This window comes from Flavobacterium sp. B167r, assembly GCF_056824315.1.
Genome location: NZ_CP124859.1, coordinates 3,229,529 through 3,247,238, shown reverse-complemented (window position 1 = coordinate 3,247,238; position 17,710 = coordinate 3,229,529). Strand labels below are relative to the sequence as shown.

Genomic DNA, 17,710 nt, shown 5'->3' with positions numbered 1-17,710 from the left:
TTCCTGTTTAAACATCCTGTTAAGGTTCTTATAATTTTCGATTTTAAACCAATAAAAAACATGAAAACTAAGAATTATGAACCCTTGGATATTGAGGTCATTTTTTGTTTAATAGCAAAAATATGATGTGAATTAAAAACTAACACTGCGGTAAAAATTATGCCGTATGCCGTAATCTGTAAAGGCGTAATATTTTCTTTGAAAAAGAAGGCCGCCAAACCAAAAGCAATCATCGGATTAATATTCAACAACATACCAACCGTTGAAGAATTGATTCCTGAAAGCGCATATAAATTCAAGAAAAGCGGAATAATTGTAAATAAAATGGCAATGGTTTCAATACAGAAATAGAATTTAAATTCTGTTGGAACTGGTCCTCCGTAACTTGGGTAAAATGGCACTAAAACTAATGCTGCCAATGTTATATGAAAGGTCAGAACAATAAACTTATCAAAACCTTTGTTGGCGCGTTGGCTAACCAAATATGCGGCGTAAGTTAAACCGATAATAATGCTAAAAAACATATCCATTATATCGCTGTAAGAAAGCAGTACACATCCTGAAATACTTAATCCTACTGAAAACCATTGTGTTTTTAGCAGTTTTTCTTTCAGTATAAAATAAGCGAGTAAAGTTGTTAAAATTGGACAAACCAAATACGCCAACGAAGCCGCTTTTACACTAACATGATTTACCACATAAATAAATGTAAACCAATTTGCCATTAAAAATGCGCTTCCGCCAATATTCAGCAGAATCGATTTTCTTTTTTCTGATTTTGATAAAGCTTTAAAAATCTGAATGGTTTCTTTTATCTGTTTTCTTTTGAATAGAAAAGCAATTAAAACCATTAACATACCGCAGCTAAAAACGCGAAAAAATAAAATATCTAATGAAGGATATTCGTGTATTGGCTTTAAAACCAAACTAAAAAGTCCCCATGTAATAAAGGCTGAAATCGCCGCGATATAATACTTTGTTGTTTTCACAAAATTATTTTTTGAATTGTTTTCTTTTGATGAGACAAATTTCTTAAAAATAAAACAGCAATACAGATACAGTTTTTGTAAATTGCAGCATAACAGTTTTATTTTATGAAAAATTCTAATTACTTATATCTTCAATTTGCTGACCGAATCGAGAAACAGATTAAATCGGGCGTTTTAAACGTTGGTGACAAACTGCCTTCTATACGGGAAGTTTGTGCAGAAACGGGTTATAGCATGAGTACGGTAAGTAAGGCATATTATGAAGTTGAAAGCCGTTCTCTTATTGAATCTCGGCCACAATCAGGTTATTATGTGAGTAATATTTCGGCACGAGTAATTACCGAACCTTCGGCTAGCAAACCGAAATTGAGTCTTGAAAACATTGAACGAGAAGATTTAATCGATTTGGTCTATGGCGATATGCGTTCTAAAGACGTAACGATGCTTTCGCTTGGATTTCCGTCAAATGAATTGCTTCCAATTGCCAAATTGAACAAAAGTATGGTTCAGGCAATGCGCCAATTGTCCAACAGCGGCACGAGTTACGAGGAAATTCAAGGAAATAGTAATTTGAGAAAAGAAATTGCCCGCTGGTCATTCACTTGGGGCGGTTCTCTTACCGAAGAAGATATTATAACGACTCCAGGCTGTATTTCTGCCATTTTTGATTGTTTACTTACACTGACAAAACCGGGCGATACTATTATTACGGAAAGTCCTGTATATTTTGGAATTCTGCAATTGGCGCGATCATTAGGTTTGTATGTAATGGAGCTTCCAACCAATATGACAACGGGAATTGAACTCGAGGCAGTTAAAAAAACGCTTTCTAGCAATAAAGTAAAAGCTTGTGTTTTGATGAGCAATTTCAGTAATCCGTCTGGAAGTATGCTGCCTAATGAACACAAAAAAGAAATTGTACGCTTAATGGATTTTTATAATGTTCCTTTAATTGAGGATGATATTCACGGCGATTTGTACTTTGGCGCAAGCCGACCAACAAATTGCAAAACTTACGATGAAAGCGGAATTGTTTTGTGCTGCGGATCAGTTTCTAAAACTTTAGCTCCTGGCTATCGTGTGGGTTGGGTTTCACCAGGGAAATTTAAAAAAGAAGTTTTAAGAACGAAATTGTATCATACTATTTCTAATACAACTATTACGCATGAAGTGGTTGGAGATTTCTTGAAAAATGGCCGTTATGAAAATCATCTTAGAAAAATACGCCAGATTTTGAATCGAAATTGCATCAATTACATCAATACGGTTTTAGAATCTTTTCCTGCAGGAACCAAAGTGAGTCAGCCGCAAGGAGGCTTTTTTCTTTGGGTTGAATTGGATAAAAAAATCGACACAGCAGCTTTTTATCATTTGGCGCTTAAACACAATATTAGTATTGCGCCGGGAAGAATTTTCTCATTTCAAAACCAGTTTTCAAACTGCATGCGTTTGAGTTTTGGATTGCCTTGGTCTAACGAATTGAGAACTGCAATTCAAACATTGGGGAGATTGGTGAAGCAGTTGTAAAAAAAAATGTTGGACAGCGCAACTACTCACTGTCCAACCAACAATTAAAAGAAGACCAAAATTAAATAGTTATAAGACAAAATAAGCGTCTTTTTCGACTTTCTTAGGTTCGTCTTTTAAGTCAAATTCTTTAAGAATGTCAAATTCGCTTTGATATTCATTTAGCATTTGCTTGATATTTTTTTCGATTGTGTTTGCAATTGCAGTAACTGGCGTATCTGTCGGTCTGTTTTCAAACGGATCTTGCAAATGAATCGCCATTCTTTCGATCAAAAAGAAAGCGGCTCCAATTGCTGTAATCAGCGGAATGGCAAACCAGCTCAAAACGCTTGTTAATCCGAAAGGCAATAACAAAATAAACAAACACAGCGTTAATCGAATGTACATGCTGTATGTTGTTGGAAAAATAGTGTTTTTAATTCGTTCACATTTTCCCATTTCGTCACACAATCTAGATAGCGTATTGTCAATTTCAACTTGCTGATAAACATTAAGTTTTTTATCGTTTTTTGCATTTCGCAAATCTCTTGCGTGCAACATTAAAATTGCATTCGGAACGTTTTGATGGTTCTTGATGTATTTAATTTCTTCTTCACTCATCAAACCTTCAAGCGGTTTCACAGCGTCTCTATTTCTAAGCGACTGCCCAAGACTATAACACCATGCAATTTGTCTTTTTGCAAAATTTTCTTTGAATTCGCTCGCTTCAACAGAATAATCTGGATCTTCATAAAACGTCAAAACCTGACGAATCAAAGTTCTAGAGTCGTTTACAACAGCGCCCCAAACAATTCTTGCTTCCCACCATCTGTCATAAGCCTGATTCGACTTAAAAGCTAATAATAAAGAAATAATGGTTCCGATCATGGTCGGAATGGCAATCGGGATATCTACGGGTAAAGTGATAAAATAATGATGAAATATTTCAAACAGCACGGTATATGCCAGCACTAATCCAATTTCTACTTTAATTTTCCCGAGAATGTACTTCATTGGTATTCTTTTCCTTAACAACATATTTTCGGCATTTAAATTAATATTTTTTTTAAGAGGCTAAGATGCTAAGTTTCTAAGATGCTAAGAATCAAAAAGCTTAGAGACTTAGTGTCTTAGAAACTTAGAATCTCAAACCCTTAAACCATCTCTTCGTACAATGAAAGAACAGGAAGTCCTAATTTTTCATTGACATTTTCTTTTTTGGATTTTTTAAATTTGATTTTTTCGCCTTTTCTGGTTTCCACCAACATATCAATATTGTGTTTTGAAATGGCTTCTGATAAAAATGGAGCGACTTTTTCGTAGTTGTCTTCAAAACTTGCCGTCTGGCTTACAATTTCGAAAGAGAAATTGGCGCTCAAGAAATCCTGAACATCTTTTACATGAATGTTCATACTAGATTTTTCTACATAAAGCGCTTTATGGAAAACCTCTTTATTAATTTCTGTACTTAAATGTAAAATCGGACATTTCTGATTTCCTGCTAATTGCACCAAATATTGATGAATTCTTTTGGTTTCCTGTTTATAAGAATGCGTAAGAATGACCAATTTTACTGAAAAAACTTCAATTAGTCTTTTAAAAATTGGTGCTGAAAGTCCATATTGGTTGTGAACTTTTAATTTTATGTTTGAAGTATGCTCAACAATATATCGGCAGGTTTCCAGAACTTCTTCCTGACTTCTGGTAAGTCCGGATTTCATCTCCCTTAAAAAACCAGAAGAAGAAAACGTATCAGGCGCTTCTGAAACTAATACTAAAATAATTTCTGATTCCGTATTTTTGGACTGATTCACAGCAGATTTAACAGCCGAGATTGTATCATCTTTTAAAGTCGTAGGTATAAGAAAATTTTTCATAAGCATAATCTTTTAGTTTATACCTACAAAATAACTATCCGTAAATTAGACCTTTATTAATCTAAAATTAGAATTTTCTAAACTTAAACATTAGATTTTTTAATATTGAGTTTTTTAAAGATAATCGTAACGATTGTTCCTTTATCTTGCTCAGACTGCACTTGAAGTTCACCGTCATGCATTCGAATGATTTTAGAAGCTAACGGAAGCCCTAAACCATATCCAATATATTTAGCTGCAATTTTTCCTCTAAAGAAAGGTTCATACAAATGCGGAATATCTTCAGGCGGAATTCCAATTCCAATATCGTTAATCGAGATTTTGATCATTTCTTTATTAGCAGAAAGACTCACAAATACTTCGTTGTTATCAGAATACTTTACTCCGTTGGTTATAATATTATTGATTGCCAATTCTAAAAGAGGTTTATTACACGGCAACAATAATAGATTTGAATCTTCTGGCGCAAAATTAAGCCTGATACTCACTCGATTGTCTGGATAAATTTTATCAAGATCCGATTTTACTTCCAACAAAAGTTCGTCCATTCGGGCAATATCAGACACTTGTTTTTGTCCGTCATAACCCGTTTGCGTCAGTTTTAGCAAACTTTCTGTTAAGTTTCCTAATCTTGAAGCCTGACTGTAAATATTTTGTAGAGACTCTATATATTCATGTTGCTGCCTTTCTTTAAGCAGCATAATTTCTGCTTCGGCAATAATGGTTGTTATTGGCGTTTTTAATTCGTGCGAAGCGTTATTAATAAAGTTGGCTTGAATCTCAAAAGAAGTTTCTAGACGATCCAGCATATTATTAAAAGTATTCGTCAAATCTGAAATTTCATCAGAATTTTTAACTTCAGGAAGACGATTATGAAGATTTGAGGCACTAATTCTTTTTACTTCTTTTGTAATTCTTGCTACAGGATCGATAACGCGTTTGGCTAAAAATCGTCCTAAAAGAAAAGCTAAAATCACAAAACCAATTCCGCCAAAAAGCATGATTTTGACAATATAAACGGTCGTGTCTTTACCTTTGCGATCGCGCGCGCCAACAATTACAATGTATTTTTGATCGTTCTCTTGAAAAATCTGTCCTAAATAATATTTATTATCTCTTTCGAAAGAATCTTTTCCCGTCTTTAAAATATTGGTATAAAAAGAGTTTGGAAGATTTAAATTGGTATTATAATCAAAACTATTATGACTGTTGATTTTCAACACATATTCTTCTTCCTCGATCAATTCTTCAAGACCATTCTTTTTGAGGTTTTTGTAATATTTGATCTTTTCTGGATCTTTTTGAAAATGAATAGAAGAAACAATTTTTGCTCTATCGTCCAGACGCTTTAAGAAGTGGTATCTATTATTTTCTCTAAACAAGAAAAACACAATGATGCACAATAGCAATGTACTAAAGGTAGAAAGGGCAACGTAATTAAAAGTAATTTTTTTTCTAATATCCATATTATGGTTTTATAACATACCCCAAACCTTTCATGGTATGAATAAGTTTCGACGAATAAGGCTTATCAATCTTTCTTCTTAAGTATGTAATATAGACATCGACAACGTTGGTGTTCATATCAAAATTGATATCCCAAACGTTATCCAAAATCTGATCGCGCGAAACGATGCGACCCGTATTTTTAGCTAAATAATATAATAATTTGAATTCTTTAGCAGTCAAAATGATGTTTTCTCCATCTCTTTTAACGGTTTTTGCACGTCCGTTTATTTCTAAATCAGCAATTGTGATGGTATCTATTTTTTCTGTTTCCTGTTGCGATCTTCTGTACAACGCATTTATTCTGGCGTCTAATTCTCCAAATTTAAAAGGCTTAACCAAATAATCATCGGCACCAGCGTTGAGTCCCGTTACAATGTTTTCTGAAGTCCCTAAAGCTGTTAAAAGCAAAATAGGCACAAAGTTTTTGGCTGCGCGAAGTCTTCTGCAAATTTCAATTCCGTTAATATCTGGAAGCATCACATCTAAAATTACTACATCGAAGGTATAATTATGAATCATCTCCATAGCCGTTTTACCGTCCATTGCAACGCTTACTTCATTATTATTTTCTGCAAAACCTTTTCGTAAAATCGATAATAGATTTGGCTCGTCTTCGACTATAAGTAATTTCATCTTAAGAAGTTTGTATATACAACAAAAATAGGAATACAATTTAACATAATTTGGCACATCATTACAAATTATGATTTAATTATGAAGAATCAAAAAAGCAGACATAATCGCCTGCTTTTTAATATTATTTTACGCTGAAAGCTTCTTATTTTTAATTTTTAGAAAGTCTCACCCGCATTCAAATAGAATCCTTTAGAGTTATTTCCCCATGAATAATCTAAAATTAGATTGGTTTTGGAAGCTTTATCAATTAAAATCCTCAAACCAGCGCCTACAGCAGGCTGTATCGATTTGAATAGTTGCAAATTAGTATCAGAATTACTGGCTGTTACAAAATTGGTAAAAACCGTACCGCTCAACATTTGATTGCATGTAATAGGAAAACGAAATTCTGTAGACAGATAAACCAAGCCATTTCCTCTAAATAACCCCTGCGTATATCCTTCCCCACTCCTACTGCGCTGATCCCAGCCAATTGCAGGAAGATTTAAGTAAGGCACTTTTCCTTTGGTCACAAATTGTCCGTAAGTCCAAATTGCGAGAATGTAGTGGGGATTTTTATGTGAGACAGGTATAAAATGGCGGTATTCAGCAAACAATACATTACTATAATCCTGATTATTAAACAATACTGGATTAAATCTATAATTAATATTCGCAAACCAGCCTTTTGATGCATTTACCTGATTATCACGAGAATCATGAACCAAATTAAGACTCATTCCGTTTAGGAAATATTCAGAACTATCAAATCCGTATTTTTGACTGTAATTGTAGTGGTAAGTATATTTTCCATTTGCAACATCCAATTCCTTATCCTGTATACTTGAGTACCAATCAATATTAATACCTCCTCCAATATAATAATTCTTCTTAACCTCAAAAGAAACGGTTTGATGGAATTTTAAATAATTGTAATCCATGTCCTGAGCAAGTGAATCTACGCTAAAACCAGAAATCTGATCACGTCTTGGCGGAATAATATCGGTTCCTAAACCATAATTAGGTTGCGAAAACAAATACAATCTATAATCTCCACTCAAAAAGATTTTATTATTATTAAGCAGAATATTATTTTTGATATTAACCAACCACTGATTTTTCACCGTATAAGTAATGCCGACATTAGCAATTGAATATTTATCTTTTTCTTCTTTTCCTTTAAATGTATACTGCGCCACGGCACCAAAAAAGAATCCTGTTGCAGGCTGTGAACCAATTGCTGGAATTAATAAAAAGAAATTGTTCTTTGTGGGTTTAACGACCAAAGCATCGTCTTGCTTTTTAAAAAGGTCGAATAATGTTTTAGGAGGACAGATTGTTGGGGTTTCGATTTCAGGATTTTTAATTTCCTCTTGAGCGAATAAATTAAAGGAAATAAGAAATAGTAATCCTAAGATTTTAGACTTGTACTGAACGGCATTATTTTGAAAAAAAATTACCATTTACAAAGTTTTGTTTAGAAATTAAGATTCAATCTCATCGCAAATATAAGCCTTATTTTCAACATCTTAGCCTCTAACTAAAAATAATTTCAAACTATTTTAACAAAAAAAGCCGTCAAAAAAATTGACGGCTTGGTAATATTTTAACTTTCATTATTTCGTTATAAATTTTGGATGGATTAGATTGTCTAACGAATAAATCTCATCCCATTTTTCCTGAGTAATTAACTTTTGTTCTAAAACCGCAATCTGATGTACGCTTTTGTTTGTTTTTAAAGCTTCTCCAGCAATACTTGCGCTTTCTTCGTAACCAATAATCGGATTTAATTGTGTTACGATTCCGATACTGTTCATTACCATATTATAGCAATGATCGACGTTTGCTGTGATTCCGTTAATACATTTATCGATTAAAGTCTGAATTGCATTAGCAAGATAATCTAACGAAGTAAACATTGCAAAAGCAATAACTGGCTCCATTACATTCAATTGCAATTGTCCCGCTTCTGCCGCCATTGTAACCGTTAAATCTTGACCAATCACATAAAACAAGTCTGATTTACCACTTCTGGAATTACCGGATTCACTTTTCCTGGCATAATTGAAGATCCTGGCTGGCGCGCTGGAAGATTAATTTCATTTAAACCTGTTCTTGGTCCAGAACTTAATAAACGTAAATCATTACAGATTTTAGAAATCTTAACTGCTGAACGTTTTAAAGTTCCCATAATCTGTACGTAAGCCCCTGTATCTACGGTTGCTTCAATCAAATCTGGTGAAAGTGTTAACGGAATTCCAACCTCATCAGCCAAATATTTTACGCAAATTTCTGGGTAACCTTCTGGAGCATTTACTTTTGTTCCAATCGCTGTTGCGCCCATATTTATTTCCAACAATAATTCCTGAGCATTTTTCAAACGTTGAATATCTTCGCCAATTGTGGTTGCGTAAGCTTTAAATTCTTGTCCTAAAGTCATAGGAACCGCATCTTGCAATTGCGTTCTTCCCATTTTTAAAACTTCTTTAAATTCTTCTCCTTTTTTAGCGAAAGCAACTTCAAGACCTGCCAAAGTTTTAATAAAGCTTTCCATCTTCAAATACAAAGCAATTCTAAAAGCTGATGGATAAGCGTCGTTTGTAGACTGCGAACAGTTTACGTGATTATTTGGATGAAGAAAATTGTATTCTCCTTTTTTATGACCTAAATATTCCAATCCGATATTGGCAATAACTTCATTCGCATTCATGTTTACAGAAGTTCCTGCTCCACCCTGAATCAAATCGCTCACAAATTCTTGATCAAATTTACCTGCAATAATCTGATCGCTTCCGTAACAAATCGCTTCTGCAATTTTAGCATCGATTGCACCACAATCTTTGTTTGCCATTGCCGCAGCTTTTTTCACATATCCTAAAGCCTTGATAAACAAAGGTTCTTTTGAAATTGGAATACCTGTAATATTGAAATTTTCTACAGCCCTGAAAGTTTGGATTCCGTAGTATAAATGATTTGGAATGTCTAATTCTCCTAGAAAATCATGTTCTTTTCTTGTTGATTCCATATTGTGAAATTGATAAATTTTAGCTTAAAAAATAAGCGTAAAGCTACATCAAATTTATTCTAAAGTCGTTAATAATTTTAAAATGATTACGATTTTCATCGAAAATTCTACAGCAAATTATTACCTTTTCAACCTCAAATAATTATCAAAAAAGAGTTGAAAAAAGAGAGCGAGTATTTTCTTGATAAAGAATACAATACAATTATTTACGACAAAGATGACCTTAATTTTAAGGACTTCGAATGCTGCGTTTTTAATAACTGTAATTTCTCTGCCTGCACTTTTTTAGCGGTTACTTTTATCGACTGTGTTTTTAACGATTGTATTTTTTCTGAAGCCAAAATAAATTACGTTGCTTTTAGAACTGCAACTTTCAATCGATGCGAAATTAAAGACGTCAATTTTGCAATGTGCGATAAATTGATTTTCGAAATTGAATTTAATGATTGCATTTTAGATTTTTCGAAATTTTATACGCTAAAATTAAAAGGAACATTTTTCACCAACTGCAGTTTGATTGCCGTTGATTTTATGGCTACAGATCTTACGAATGTTGTTTTCTATAACTGCGATTTATACCGTTCAGAATTCAATAAAGCCGTTGCCAACAAAACCGATTTTAAAACGAGTTACAACTATACTATTGATCCGTCTAAAACTAAATTGAAAAAAGCAGTTTTTTCTTTAAATGAAGTGAAAGGGTTATTGTTTAAGCATGATATTGTTGTGAGTTAATTAAATCTAAAAAAATATGAAAAACATAAATTATATCGTTTTTATTCTTTTTTTTCTTGTAACGGTCAGCTGTGTCCAAAAAAAAGAAGCCGATGTAAAAAAATCAATCAAAAATATCATCCAAAGATTCCCTCAATTGAAAACCAATAAAGATAAGTTTGGAAATGATTATCAACTTGTGAAAAGCATTAAAAACGGAAAGTTTAATTTTGAAATTCAGTTATTTTCTGAGCCTGACAGCATAAAAGGCAATCAACAAATTATTGTTTTTGTCAATTCAAAAAATGAATGTTATGCAATTCCATTTTTTTCAAATAAATACAAAGATTATTGGGAATTCCCATTTGATAATCAAATCCCTAGCATTCAAAAAACAAACTCTACTTTTACTTTAGAGTTGAATAATGCTTTAAGCAAATTAACAGCAAGTGACAAAGAAAATAAAGAAACCATTAAATATGAAATTACAAACGATCTTCTTTATTCTATTTTAAATTGTCAAAACTTAGAAGAACGCGACAGTACTTTAATCTATCGAACTATGTATTCAAATTCAGATCTTCCTGATGAAGATCATGATAAGTCTCTTATCAGACTCAAAAAAAATTACGATCTAATGCAAAAAGAATGGCATCCTGAAGAATATGTAATAAATTATAATTGTTATTTAGATAAAAAAAATTATCGAGTTTATCAACTAAACTTTTACAATAAACCAAAATTTAAAGTAAAAGCATACCGCCAAGATTGGGGGTTTACTCCTTTAAATCTTTAATTTTTTTATAGCTCTAAAAATTTCCCCATCACATAATCTTCCATCAAATAACCATTTCCAATTTCTATATCAACCGTTTCTTTAATTTCGAAACCTAGTTTTTTGTAAAAATTCAAAGCGGTATTAAAACGGTTTACATTTAATAAAAGTTCTTTTGAGTTGTTTTCTAAAGCCATTTTTCCGATTTCTTCAAAAACAATTTTACCATATCCTTTTCCCTGAGTTTCTGGCAGAAGATAGATTTTATGAATTTTTGTTGTCGCTTCGTCGTTATAATTGTGTTCAATTCCTATAAAACCAATTATGGAATTAGAATCTGAAATCATATAAAACAACTGCTCTTTATTCTGAATTTGTTTTGAAAGTGCTTCATCAGAATATATCAGATCCAGCATATATTCTAATTGTTCCTTCGTTAGAATTTCGCCATACGTAATTGGCCACGTTATATGTGCAATCTGTTGAATTTTGGCTATATCTCCAATCGATGCTTCGGTAATTTGAATCATATTATTTTTTAAAAACTTGATTTTCTTGTTCGCTTACGCGGATGAAAGTCGTTCTTTTAGTTAGTTCTTTTAATCTTGATGCTCCAACGTAAGTACAAGTGCTTCTAATTCCGCCTAAAATATCCAAAACGGTATAAATTACGTCCCCTTTAAACGGAACTTGAACCGTTTTTCCTTCGCTTGCTCTGTATTCTGCAACGCCTCCAGCATGTTTATCCATAGCAGTTTTCGAACTCATTCCGTAAAATTGTTTGAATTTCTCACCTTTTACTTCAATCAGTTCACCGCCGCTTTCTGTATGACCTGCCAGCATTCCACCTAACATTACAAAATCGGCTCCGGCTCCAAAGGCTTTTGCAACATCGCCTGGAGTTGTGCAACCGCCATCGCTTATAATGTGTCCGCCTAAACCATGTGCAGCATCGGCGCATTCAATAATTGCAGATAATTGTGGGTAACCAACGCCTGTTTTTACACGAGTGGTACATACAGAACCTGGACCAATTCCGACTTTTACAATATCAGCGCCAGCTAACAGCAATTCTTCGGTCATTTCGCCTGTAACAACATTTCCTGCAATAATAATTTTATCTGGATATTGTTTTCGAGTTTTCTTTAAAAACTGAACAAAATGTTCTGAGTAACCATTTGCAACATCAATACAAATAAATTTCAGTAACGGATTTGCAGTGATTATTTTTTCAATTTTCTCAAAATCTTCTTTTCCTATTCCCGTGCTTACCGCAATATAATCGTAGAAATCTGGACTAACGTTTTTCAAAAAATCATTCCATTCCTCTAAAGTGTAATGCTTATGAATAGCCGTAAACAGCTTTTCCCCTGCCAAGACTTTTGCAATTTCAAAAGTTCCCACGGTATCCATATTGGCAGCCATAATTGGAATTCCTGTCCAATTTGAAGTACTGTGCAGAAATTTGAAATTTTGTTCTAAGGAAACTTCAGATCTGCTTTTAAGCGTTGATCTTTTTGGTCTAAACATTACGTCTTTAAATCCTAATTTCAGGTCCATTTCTATTCTCATAGTTCGAGATTTTGGTTACTCTCAAATATAGGAAATTTTAGATTTTAGATTGAAGATTTTAGATTTTAAAAACTTAAAAATTCGAACGCGGATGATACAGATTCGCTTTCGCGAAAACGCGGATGAAAAACAGATTTTTTTATTTCAAAATTGATACTTTGCGTGGACTTCGACTTCGCTCAGCCTGACAAACTTTAAACTTTAAACCTGAAACAAAACAAACAAAAAACTGTGACTGCGACTGAAAACTAAAACTTACCCGTGAATCGTCTCTCCTTTTCCGTAATTGGTAATGATGGATTCTTCAAAAGCCAGCCATTCTCTCCAACGTTTTTCAACATCGATTCCTGTTCCATATTTACGGGCATAAGTGATGAAAGTGGTATAATGTCCTGCTTCGCTTTCCATTAATTCTCTATAGAAAACTGCTAATTCTTCATCCTGAATATTTTCAGAAAGTACTTTAAAACGTTCGCAGCTTCTTGCTTCAATCATTGCCGAGAATAATAATCTTTCAACAAGACCAGAAACACGGCTTCCGTCGCCACTTCTTCTCATATATTGATAAAGTTCGTTTACGTAATCGTCTTTACGCTCACGACCTAATTTCAATCCTCTTTTTATAATGATATTATGAACTTGCTCAAAATGATCGATTTCTTCTTTGGCTAAAGCCAATAAATCCTTCACTAAATCTTGATGTTCAGAATTGTTTGTGATAATTGTAATCGCATTTGTTGCCGCTTTCTGCTCGCACCAAGCGTGATCTGTCAAGATTTCTTCGATGTTTTTCTCAACAATATTTACCCATCTTGGGTCGGTTGGCAATTGTAATCTTAATACGCCCATTTTTTTTAAGTCTTAAAGTTTGAAAGTCTAAAGTCATAAAGTCAATAGAAAACTTAAAAAGAAAATCGAAGATCAAAAACTAAAATAGAAATTCGCATTTCTTTTTAGACTTTCGACCTTCGACTTTATGACTTTTGACTAATTTTTAATACGCGAAGATTGGTCTTTCGCTCATTAATTCGTTTACTTCATCAGCAACTTCTTCGATAAGTGCTTCATTTGTATGATCAGCAAGTACTTTATCGATTAAAGCTACGATAGTTTCCATATCTTTTTCAACTAAACCACGAGTTGTGATTGCAGCTGTTCCTACACGAATTCCAGAAGTAACAAATGGAGATTTGTCATCAAAAGGAACCATGTTTTTGTTTACTGTAATTTCAGCTTTTACTAATGCATTTTCAGCTTCTTTACCAGAAATACTTTTATTTCTTAAGTCAATAAGCATCATGTGGTTATCAGTTCCGCCAGAGATAATGTTGTATCCTCTTTTTACGAAAGCATCAGCCATTGCATTTGCATTTTTTTGTAATTGCATTGCGTAAGTAAAGAACTCATCTTTAAGAGCTTCACCAAAAGCAACCGCTTTAGCAGCAATAATGTGCATTAAAGGTCCACCTTGATTTCCTGGGAAAACAGCTAAATCTAATAATGAAGACATCATTCTGATTTCTCCTTTTGGAGTTGTTAATCCTTGTGGGTTTTCAAAGTCTTTACCCATCAAAATAAGACCTCCACGTGGTCCTCTTAATGTTTTATGAGTTGTTGTAGAAACAATATGACAATGAGGAATTGGATCATTCATTAATCCTTTTGCAATTAAACCTGCTGGGTGAGAAATATCAGCAAATAAAATCGCTCCTACACTGTCTGCAATTTGTCTGAAACGAGCAAAATCCATATCACGAGAATAAGCCGAAGCTCCAGCGATGATTAATTTTGGCTGTTCTTTAGTTGCAATTTCTTGAATTTTATCATAATCTAAACGACCAGTTTCAGCATCTACACCGTAGAAAACTGGACGATATAAACGTCCTGAGAAGTTTACAGGAGAACCGTGAGTCAAGTGACCACCGTGAGATAAGTCAAAACCTAAAATAGTATCACCAGGATTCAAACAAGCATGGTAAACAGCTGTGTTAGCCTGAGAACCTGAGTGAGGCTGTACGTTTGCATATTCTGCGCCAAATAATTCTTTAGCTCTATCAATAGCAATCTGCTCAATAACGTCAACTACTTCACAACCGCCGTAGTATCTTTTACCAGGATAACCCTCTGCATATTTATTAGTTAAAACAGACCCTGCTGCTGCCATTACTTCATCACTTACAAAATTCTCAGAAGCAATAAGCTCTAATCCGTGAATTTGTCTTTCTTTCTCCTCTTGGATAAGATCAAAAATTTGTTCGTCGCGTTGCATTTTTTTGTTTTTCGTTAATTTCACGCAAAAATACAAAAAAACGTTTGTCAAACTGCTAGATTATGATATATTTGACATACAATTTTTCAACAAAACAATTAACATTAAACATGCCTATAACCGCTAACGATACCAGTAGAAAATCATGGTTAGAAGTGCCAGAAAATAGCGACTTCCCTATTCAGAATATTCCTTTCGGCGTGTTTCTTACCAAAGAAAATGTCGTTACAGTAGGAACGAGAATTGGTGATTATGCTATAGATTTAGGGGCTTTACAACAACTAAACTATTTCGAAGGAATAGAATTAACCGATGATATGTTTATGCAGGATACGCTAAATGATTTTATTTCTGACGGGAAAAAAACATGGCGTTTGGTTCGAAATCGTATCGCAGATATATTCGACGAAACTAATCCGCAATTAAGAGATACAACAAAACACAGAGATATTGTTATATTTAAAATTGAAGATGTAGAGATGCAACTTCCTGTTTTAATTGGCGATTACACCGACTTTTACTCTAGTAGAGAACATGCTACAAACGTAGGAAAAATGTTCCGTGATCCAGAGAATGCTTTGTTGCCAAACTGGCTTCATATTCCGGTTGGATATCATGGAAGAAGTTCTACAATTGTTCCATCTGGAATTCCCGTTCACAGACCAATGGGACAAACTTTGCCTGCAGGACATGATACACCTGTATTTGGAGCTTCTCGTTTAGTAGATTTCGAATTAGAAACTGCTTTTATTACAACAGATGTAAATGTAATGGGAGAAAATATCCCAACTTACGAAGCAGAAGAGTATATTTTCGGAATGGTTTTATTGAACGACTGGAGCGCACGTGACATTCAAAAATGGGAATATGTGCCGCTTGGACCATTCTTAGCTAAAAACTTTGCAACTTCGATTTCACCATGGATTGTAACGATGGATGCTTTGGAGCCTTTTAGAACTAAAGGTCCTAAACAAGATCCTACTCCGCTTCCGTATCTTCAGACAAAAGGTAAAAAAGCTTTTGACATTCATTTAGAAGTGGCTTTAAAGCCTGAAAATCAAGAAGAAACGGTTATTTCAAGATCTAACTTCAAATATTTATATTGGTCAATGAGCCAACAGTTGGCACACCATACATCTAACGGATGTCGCGTAAATTCAGGAGATATGATGGGTTCTGGAACAATTTCTGGTCCAACGCCAGATAGTTTTGGTTCTATGTTAGAATTGACTTGGGGAGGAAAAAATCCTTTGAAATTAAAAGATGGAAGCGAACGCAAATTCATTGAGGATAACGACACTGTTATCATGAGAGGTTTCTGCGAAAATGCAGAAGTAAGAATTGGTTTTGGAGAAGTTTCAAGTCAATTATTGCCTCCTTTCATTAGACCATGAAGAGTAAAGCACTCTGAAGAGCTATAGAAAATAAAAAACCTTGGAATAACCAAGGTTTTTTTATGCTTCATATTTAAATCTCGTAATATTGAAGGAAAAGTAATTATTCCAAAACTACTTTTACCCAAACCAAACGATGATCTGAACTTGATTCACGTTTTTCAACTAATCCTGACATTGGTTCTCCTTTTGCAGGCCAGAACACACCGCTGCTAACAAACTTAAAACCAAGTCTAGACGGCAATACATAATCAGCACGCATTCTCCAAAAAGCAGTATGATTAACTCCAAAAGGATTTTCAGGACTAAATTCGGCACCACCTTTACTCGCAGGCGTAAAGTCACTAATAATTTTTGGACTCTCTATTAAAGACTTTATACCTTCTCTAATAGCGTCTCCTTCAACTGGTGAAGCGTTTTGATCACCCAATATAACAAATTGAGAATTCGCAGATAAACCGCCTTTTGTTCCTTTATCATCATAAATGTACGAAGCTGAATTATCTGAAATATAATCTTTCCAGAATCGGATTTCATCATGATTTCTTTTCCCATTATGATCTTCAGCACCATCAAAAGTTGGAGGAGTTGGATGACTGACTAAAATATGTACTGTTTTATTGCCAATCTGTACAGGAACGTCCCAGTGAGATTTTGAAGATAATGGAAATTCCTTCCAAGCTTTCTTACTATACCAATCCGATCCATCCGCTTTTTTGGTAAGCAATGCTCCTGGCATATCTTTCCATTTAAAATGTTGAAAAGTACGAACGTTATTATCATCAATAGGATATTTAGATAAAAGCATCATTCCATATTGCCCAGAATACATGCCAAATGCCCATGCATCATTTCCAAAATTTTCTAACTTCCCATCATTGTTCAAATCGAACGGACTTGGTTGACCAGTATTCACTGTTGAATAATAATAGTAAGGATAATCAATGGCCGTTGCTCCGCCTTGACTGACTTTCAAATAATTTTTAATAAACGCCTTTACGCCAAGTTCAGGATCTTTAATGTAGTCAAATTCATTTAACAAAATTACATCAGGCCTAACGGTCTGAATAATCTGGGCAATATTCTTAATTTGAGTATTATTGCCTGAATTAAGTTGATGAATCAATATCTGCTCCGATTTTCCCATTGCACCTTTTGGAGAATAATTATCAGATTCCATACTTACATTATAGGTTGCAAATGTAAGTTCAACTTTTTCTTGTGAATCAGACTGCGAAAAAAGAACTCCGGAAGAAAGCACGGAAAGAATAAAAAATATTTTCTTCATATAAAAATTAAATCTGCATTTCTGCTTTGTTGAACACACGAATATAAGAAGGTTGTCGAGACTCACCACAAATCTCTTTGTTAAATATACAACAAAAAAAGCTGCCACTAAAAGTGACAGCTCAAATGATATAAAAAAGTCTCTGTGTATCAGACAATTTGACCACAGATTAAAAAG

Annotated in this window: 15 protein-coding genes and 1 pseudogene; 4 read left to right on the top strand and 12 right to left on the bottom strand. The window is 33.8% G+C overall.

What is annotated here, in order from left to right; all coding sequences use genetic code 11:
* Positions 1–74 precede the first annotated feature (74 nt).
* A complete protein-coding gene (locus tag QLQ96_RS14565) occupies positions 75–989 on the bottom strand; it encodes an EamA family transporter (protein WP_482491332.1) in 915 nt (304 codons plus the stop codon).
* A gap of 105 nt (positions 990–1,094) precedes the next feature.
* Between QLQ96_RS14565 and QLQ96_RS14560 the strand changes: the two genes are divergently transcribed.
* Positions 1,095–2,516, top strand: coding sequence for an aminotransferase-like domain-containing protein (locus QLQ96_RS14560; RefSeq protein ID WP_482491331.1), 1,422 nt, complete (start codon positions 1,095–1,097; stop codon positions 2,514–2,516).
* Between the two features lie 69 nt (positions 2,517–2,585).
* Here the strand turns inward: QLQ96_RS14560 and QLQ96_RS14555 are convergent, their stop codons facing one another.
* The 6 genes and pseudogenes from QLQ96_RS14555 to aspA form a co-directional block, all read right to left on the bottom strand.
* Positions 2,586–3,533 (bottom strand): bestrophin family protein, encoded by a 948-nt coding sequence (locus QLQ96_RS14555; protein WP_482491330.1) that lies wholly within the window; start codon positions 3,531–3,533, stop codon positions 2,586–2,588.
* Positions 3,534–3,649: 116 nt separating this feature from the next.
* On the bottom strand, positions 3,650–4,372 hold the full coding sequence (locus QLQ96_RS14550) for a hypothetical protein (RefSeq protein ID WP_482491329.1): 723 nt from the start codon (positions 4,370–4,372) through the stop codon (positions 3,650–3,652).
* A gap of 83 nt (positions 4,373–4,455) precedes the next feature.
* Positions 4,456–5,838: a HAMP domain-containing sensor histidine kinase gene (locus QLQ96_RS14545; protein WP_482491328.1), complete on the bottom strand. Its 1,383-nt coding sequence runs from the start codon at positions 5,836–5,838 to the stop codon at positions 4,456–4,458.
* A gap of 1 nt (position 5,839) precedes the next feature.
* Positions 5,840–6,514, bottom strand: coding sequence for a response regulator transcription factor (locus QLQ96_RS14540; RefSeq protein WP_482491327.1), 675 nt, complete (start codon positions 6,512–6,514; stop codon positions 5,840–5,842).
* A 158-nt stretch (positions 6,515–6,672) separates the two neighbouring features.
* Positions 6,673–7,959 (bottom strand): BamA/TamA family outer membrane protein, encoded by a 1,287-nt coding sequence (locus tag QLQ96_RS14535; RefSeq protein ID WP_482491326.1) that lies wholly within the window; start codon positions 7,957–7,959, stop codon positions 6,673–6,675.
* Between the two features lie 153 nt (positions 7,960–8,112).
* Positions 8,113–9,521, bottom strand: a pseudogene (gene aspA / locus QLQ96_RS14530) (aspartate ammonia-lyase).
* 156 nt (positions 9,522–9,677) lie between these two features.
* Between aspA and QLQ96_RS14525 the strand changes: the two are divergent.
* Both QLQ96_RS14525 and QLQ96_RS14520 read left to right on the top strand, forming a co-directional pair.
* The gene (locus QLQ96_RS14525; protein WP_482491325.1) at positions 9,678–10,256 is read left to right on the top strand and encodes a pentapeptide repeat-containing protein; all 579 of its coding nucleotides are present in this window, start codon (positions 9,678–9,680) and stop codon (positions 10,254–10,256) included.
* Positions 10,257–10,272: 16 nt separating this feature from the next.
* The gene (locus tag QLQ96_RS14520; protein ID WP_482491324.1) at positions 10,273–11,031 is read left to right on the top strand and encodes a hypothetical protein; all 759 of its coding nucleotides are present in this window, start codon (positions 10,273–10,275) and stop codon (positions 11,029–11,031) included.
* 5 nt (positions 11,032–11,036) lie between these two features.
* Here QLQ96_RS14520 and QLQ96_RS14515 read toward each other — a convergent pair whose 3' ends face one another.
* The 4 genes from QLQ96_RS14515 to glyA form a co-directional block, all read right to left on the bottom strand.
* Positions 11,037–11,540 carry a GNAT family N-acetyltransferase gene (locus QLQ96_RS14515; protein WP_482491323.1) on the bottom strand — a complete coding sequence of 168 codons (504 nt, stop codon included), beginning with the start codon at positions 11,538–11,540 and terminating at the stop codon, positions 11,037–11,039.
* Between the two features lies 1 nt (position 11,541).
* Entirely contained in the window at positions 11,542–12,582 is a 1,041-nt protein-coding gene (locus QLQ96_RS14510) for a GMP reductase (protein WP_482491322.1), read from the bottom strand.
* 255 nt (positions 12,583–12,837) lie between these two features.
* Positions 12,838–13,431 carry a MiaE family protein gene (locus QLQ96_RS14505; protein WP_095951561.1) on the bottom strand — a complete coding sequence of 198 codons (594 nt, stop codon included), beginning with the start codon at positions 13,429–13,431 and terminating at the stop codon, positions 12,838–12,840.
* Positions 13,432–13,576: 145 nt separating this feature from the next.
* Complete coding sequence (glyA, locus tag QLQ96_RS14500; protein ID WP_482491321.1) at positions 13,577–14,851, bottom strand: serine hydroxymethyltransferase; 1,275 nt, start codon at positions 14,849–14,851, stop codon at positions 13,577–13,579.
* 110 nt (positions 14,852–14,961) lie between these two features.
* On the opposite strand from glyA, the gene fahA reads away from it, so the two are divergent.
* The gene (fahA, locus tag QLQ96_RS14495) at positions 14,962–16,245 is read left to right on the top strand and encodes a fumarylacetoacetase (protein WP_482496973.1); all 1,284 of its coding nucleotides are present in this window, start codon (positions 14,962–14,964) and stop codon (positions 16,243–16,245) included.
* A 103-nt stretch (positions 16,246–16,348) separates the two neighbouring features.
* Here fahA and QLQ96_RS14490 read toward each other — a convergent pair whose 3' ends face one another.
* Positions 16,349–17,533 (bottom strand): endonuclease/exonuclease/phosphatase family protein, encoded by a 1,185-nt coding sequence (locus QLQ96_RS14490; protein WP_482491320.1) that lies wholly within the window; start codon positions 17,531–17,533, stop codon positions 16,349–16,351.
* Between the last annotated feature and the right edge of the window lie 177 nt (positions 17,534–17,710).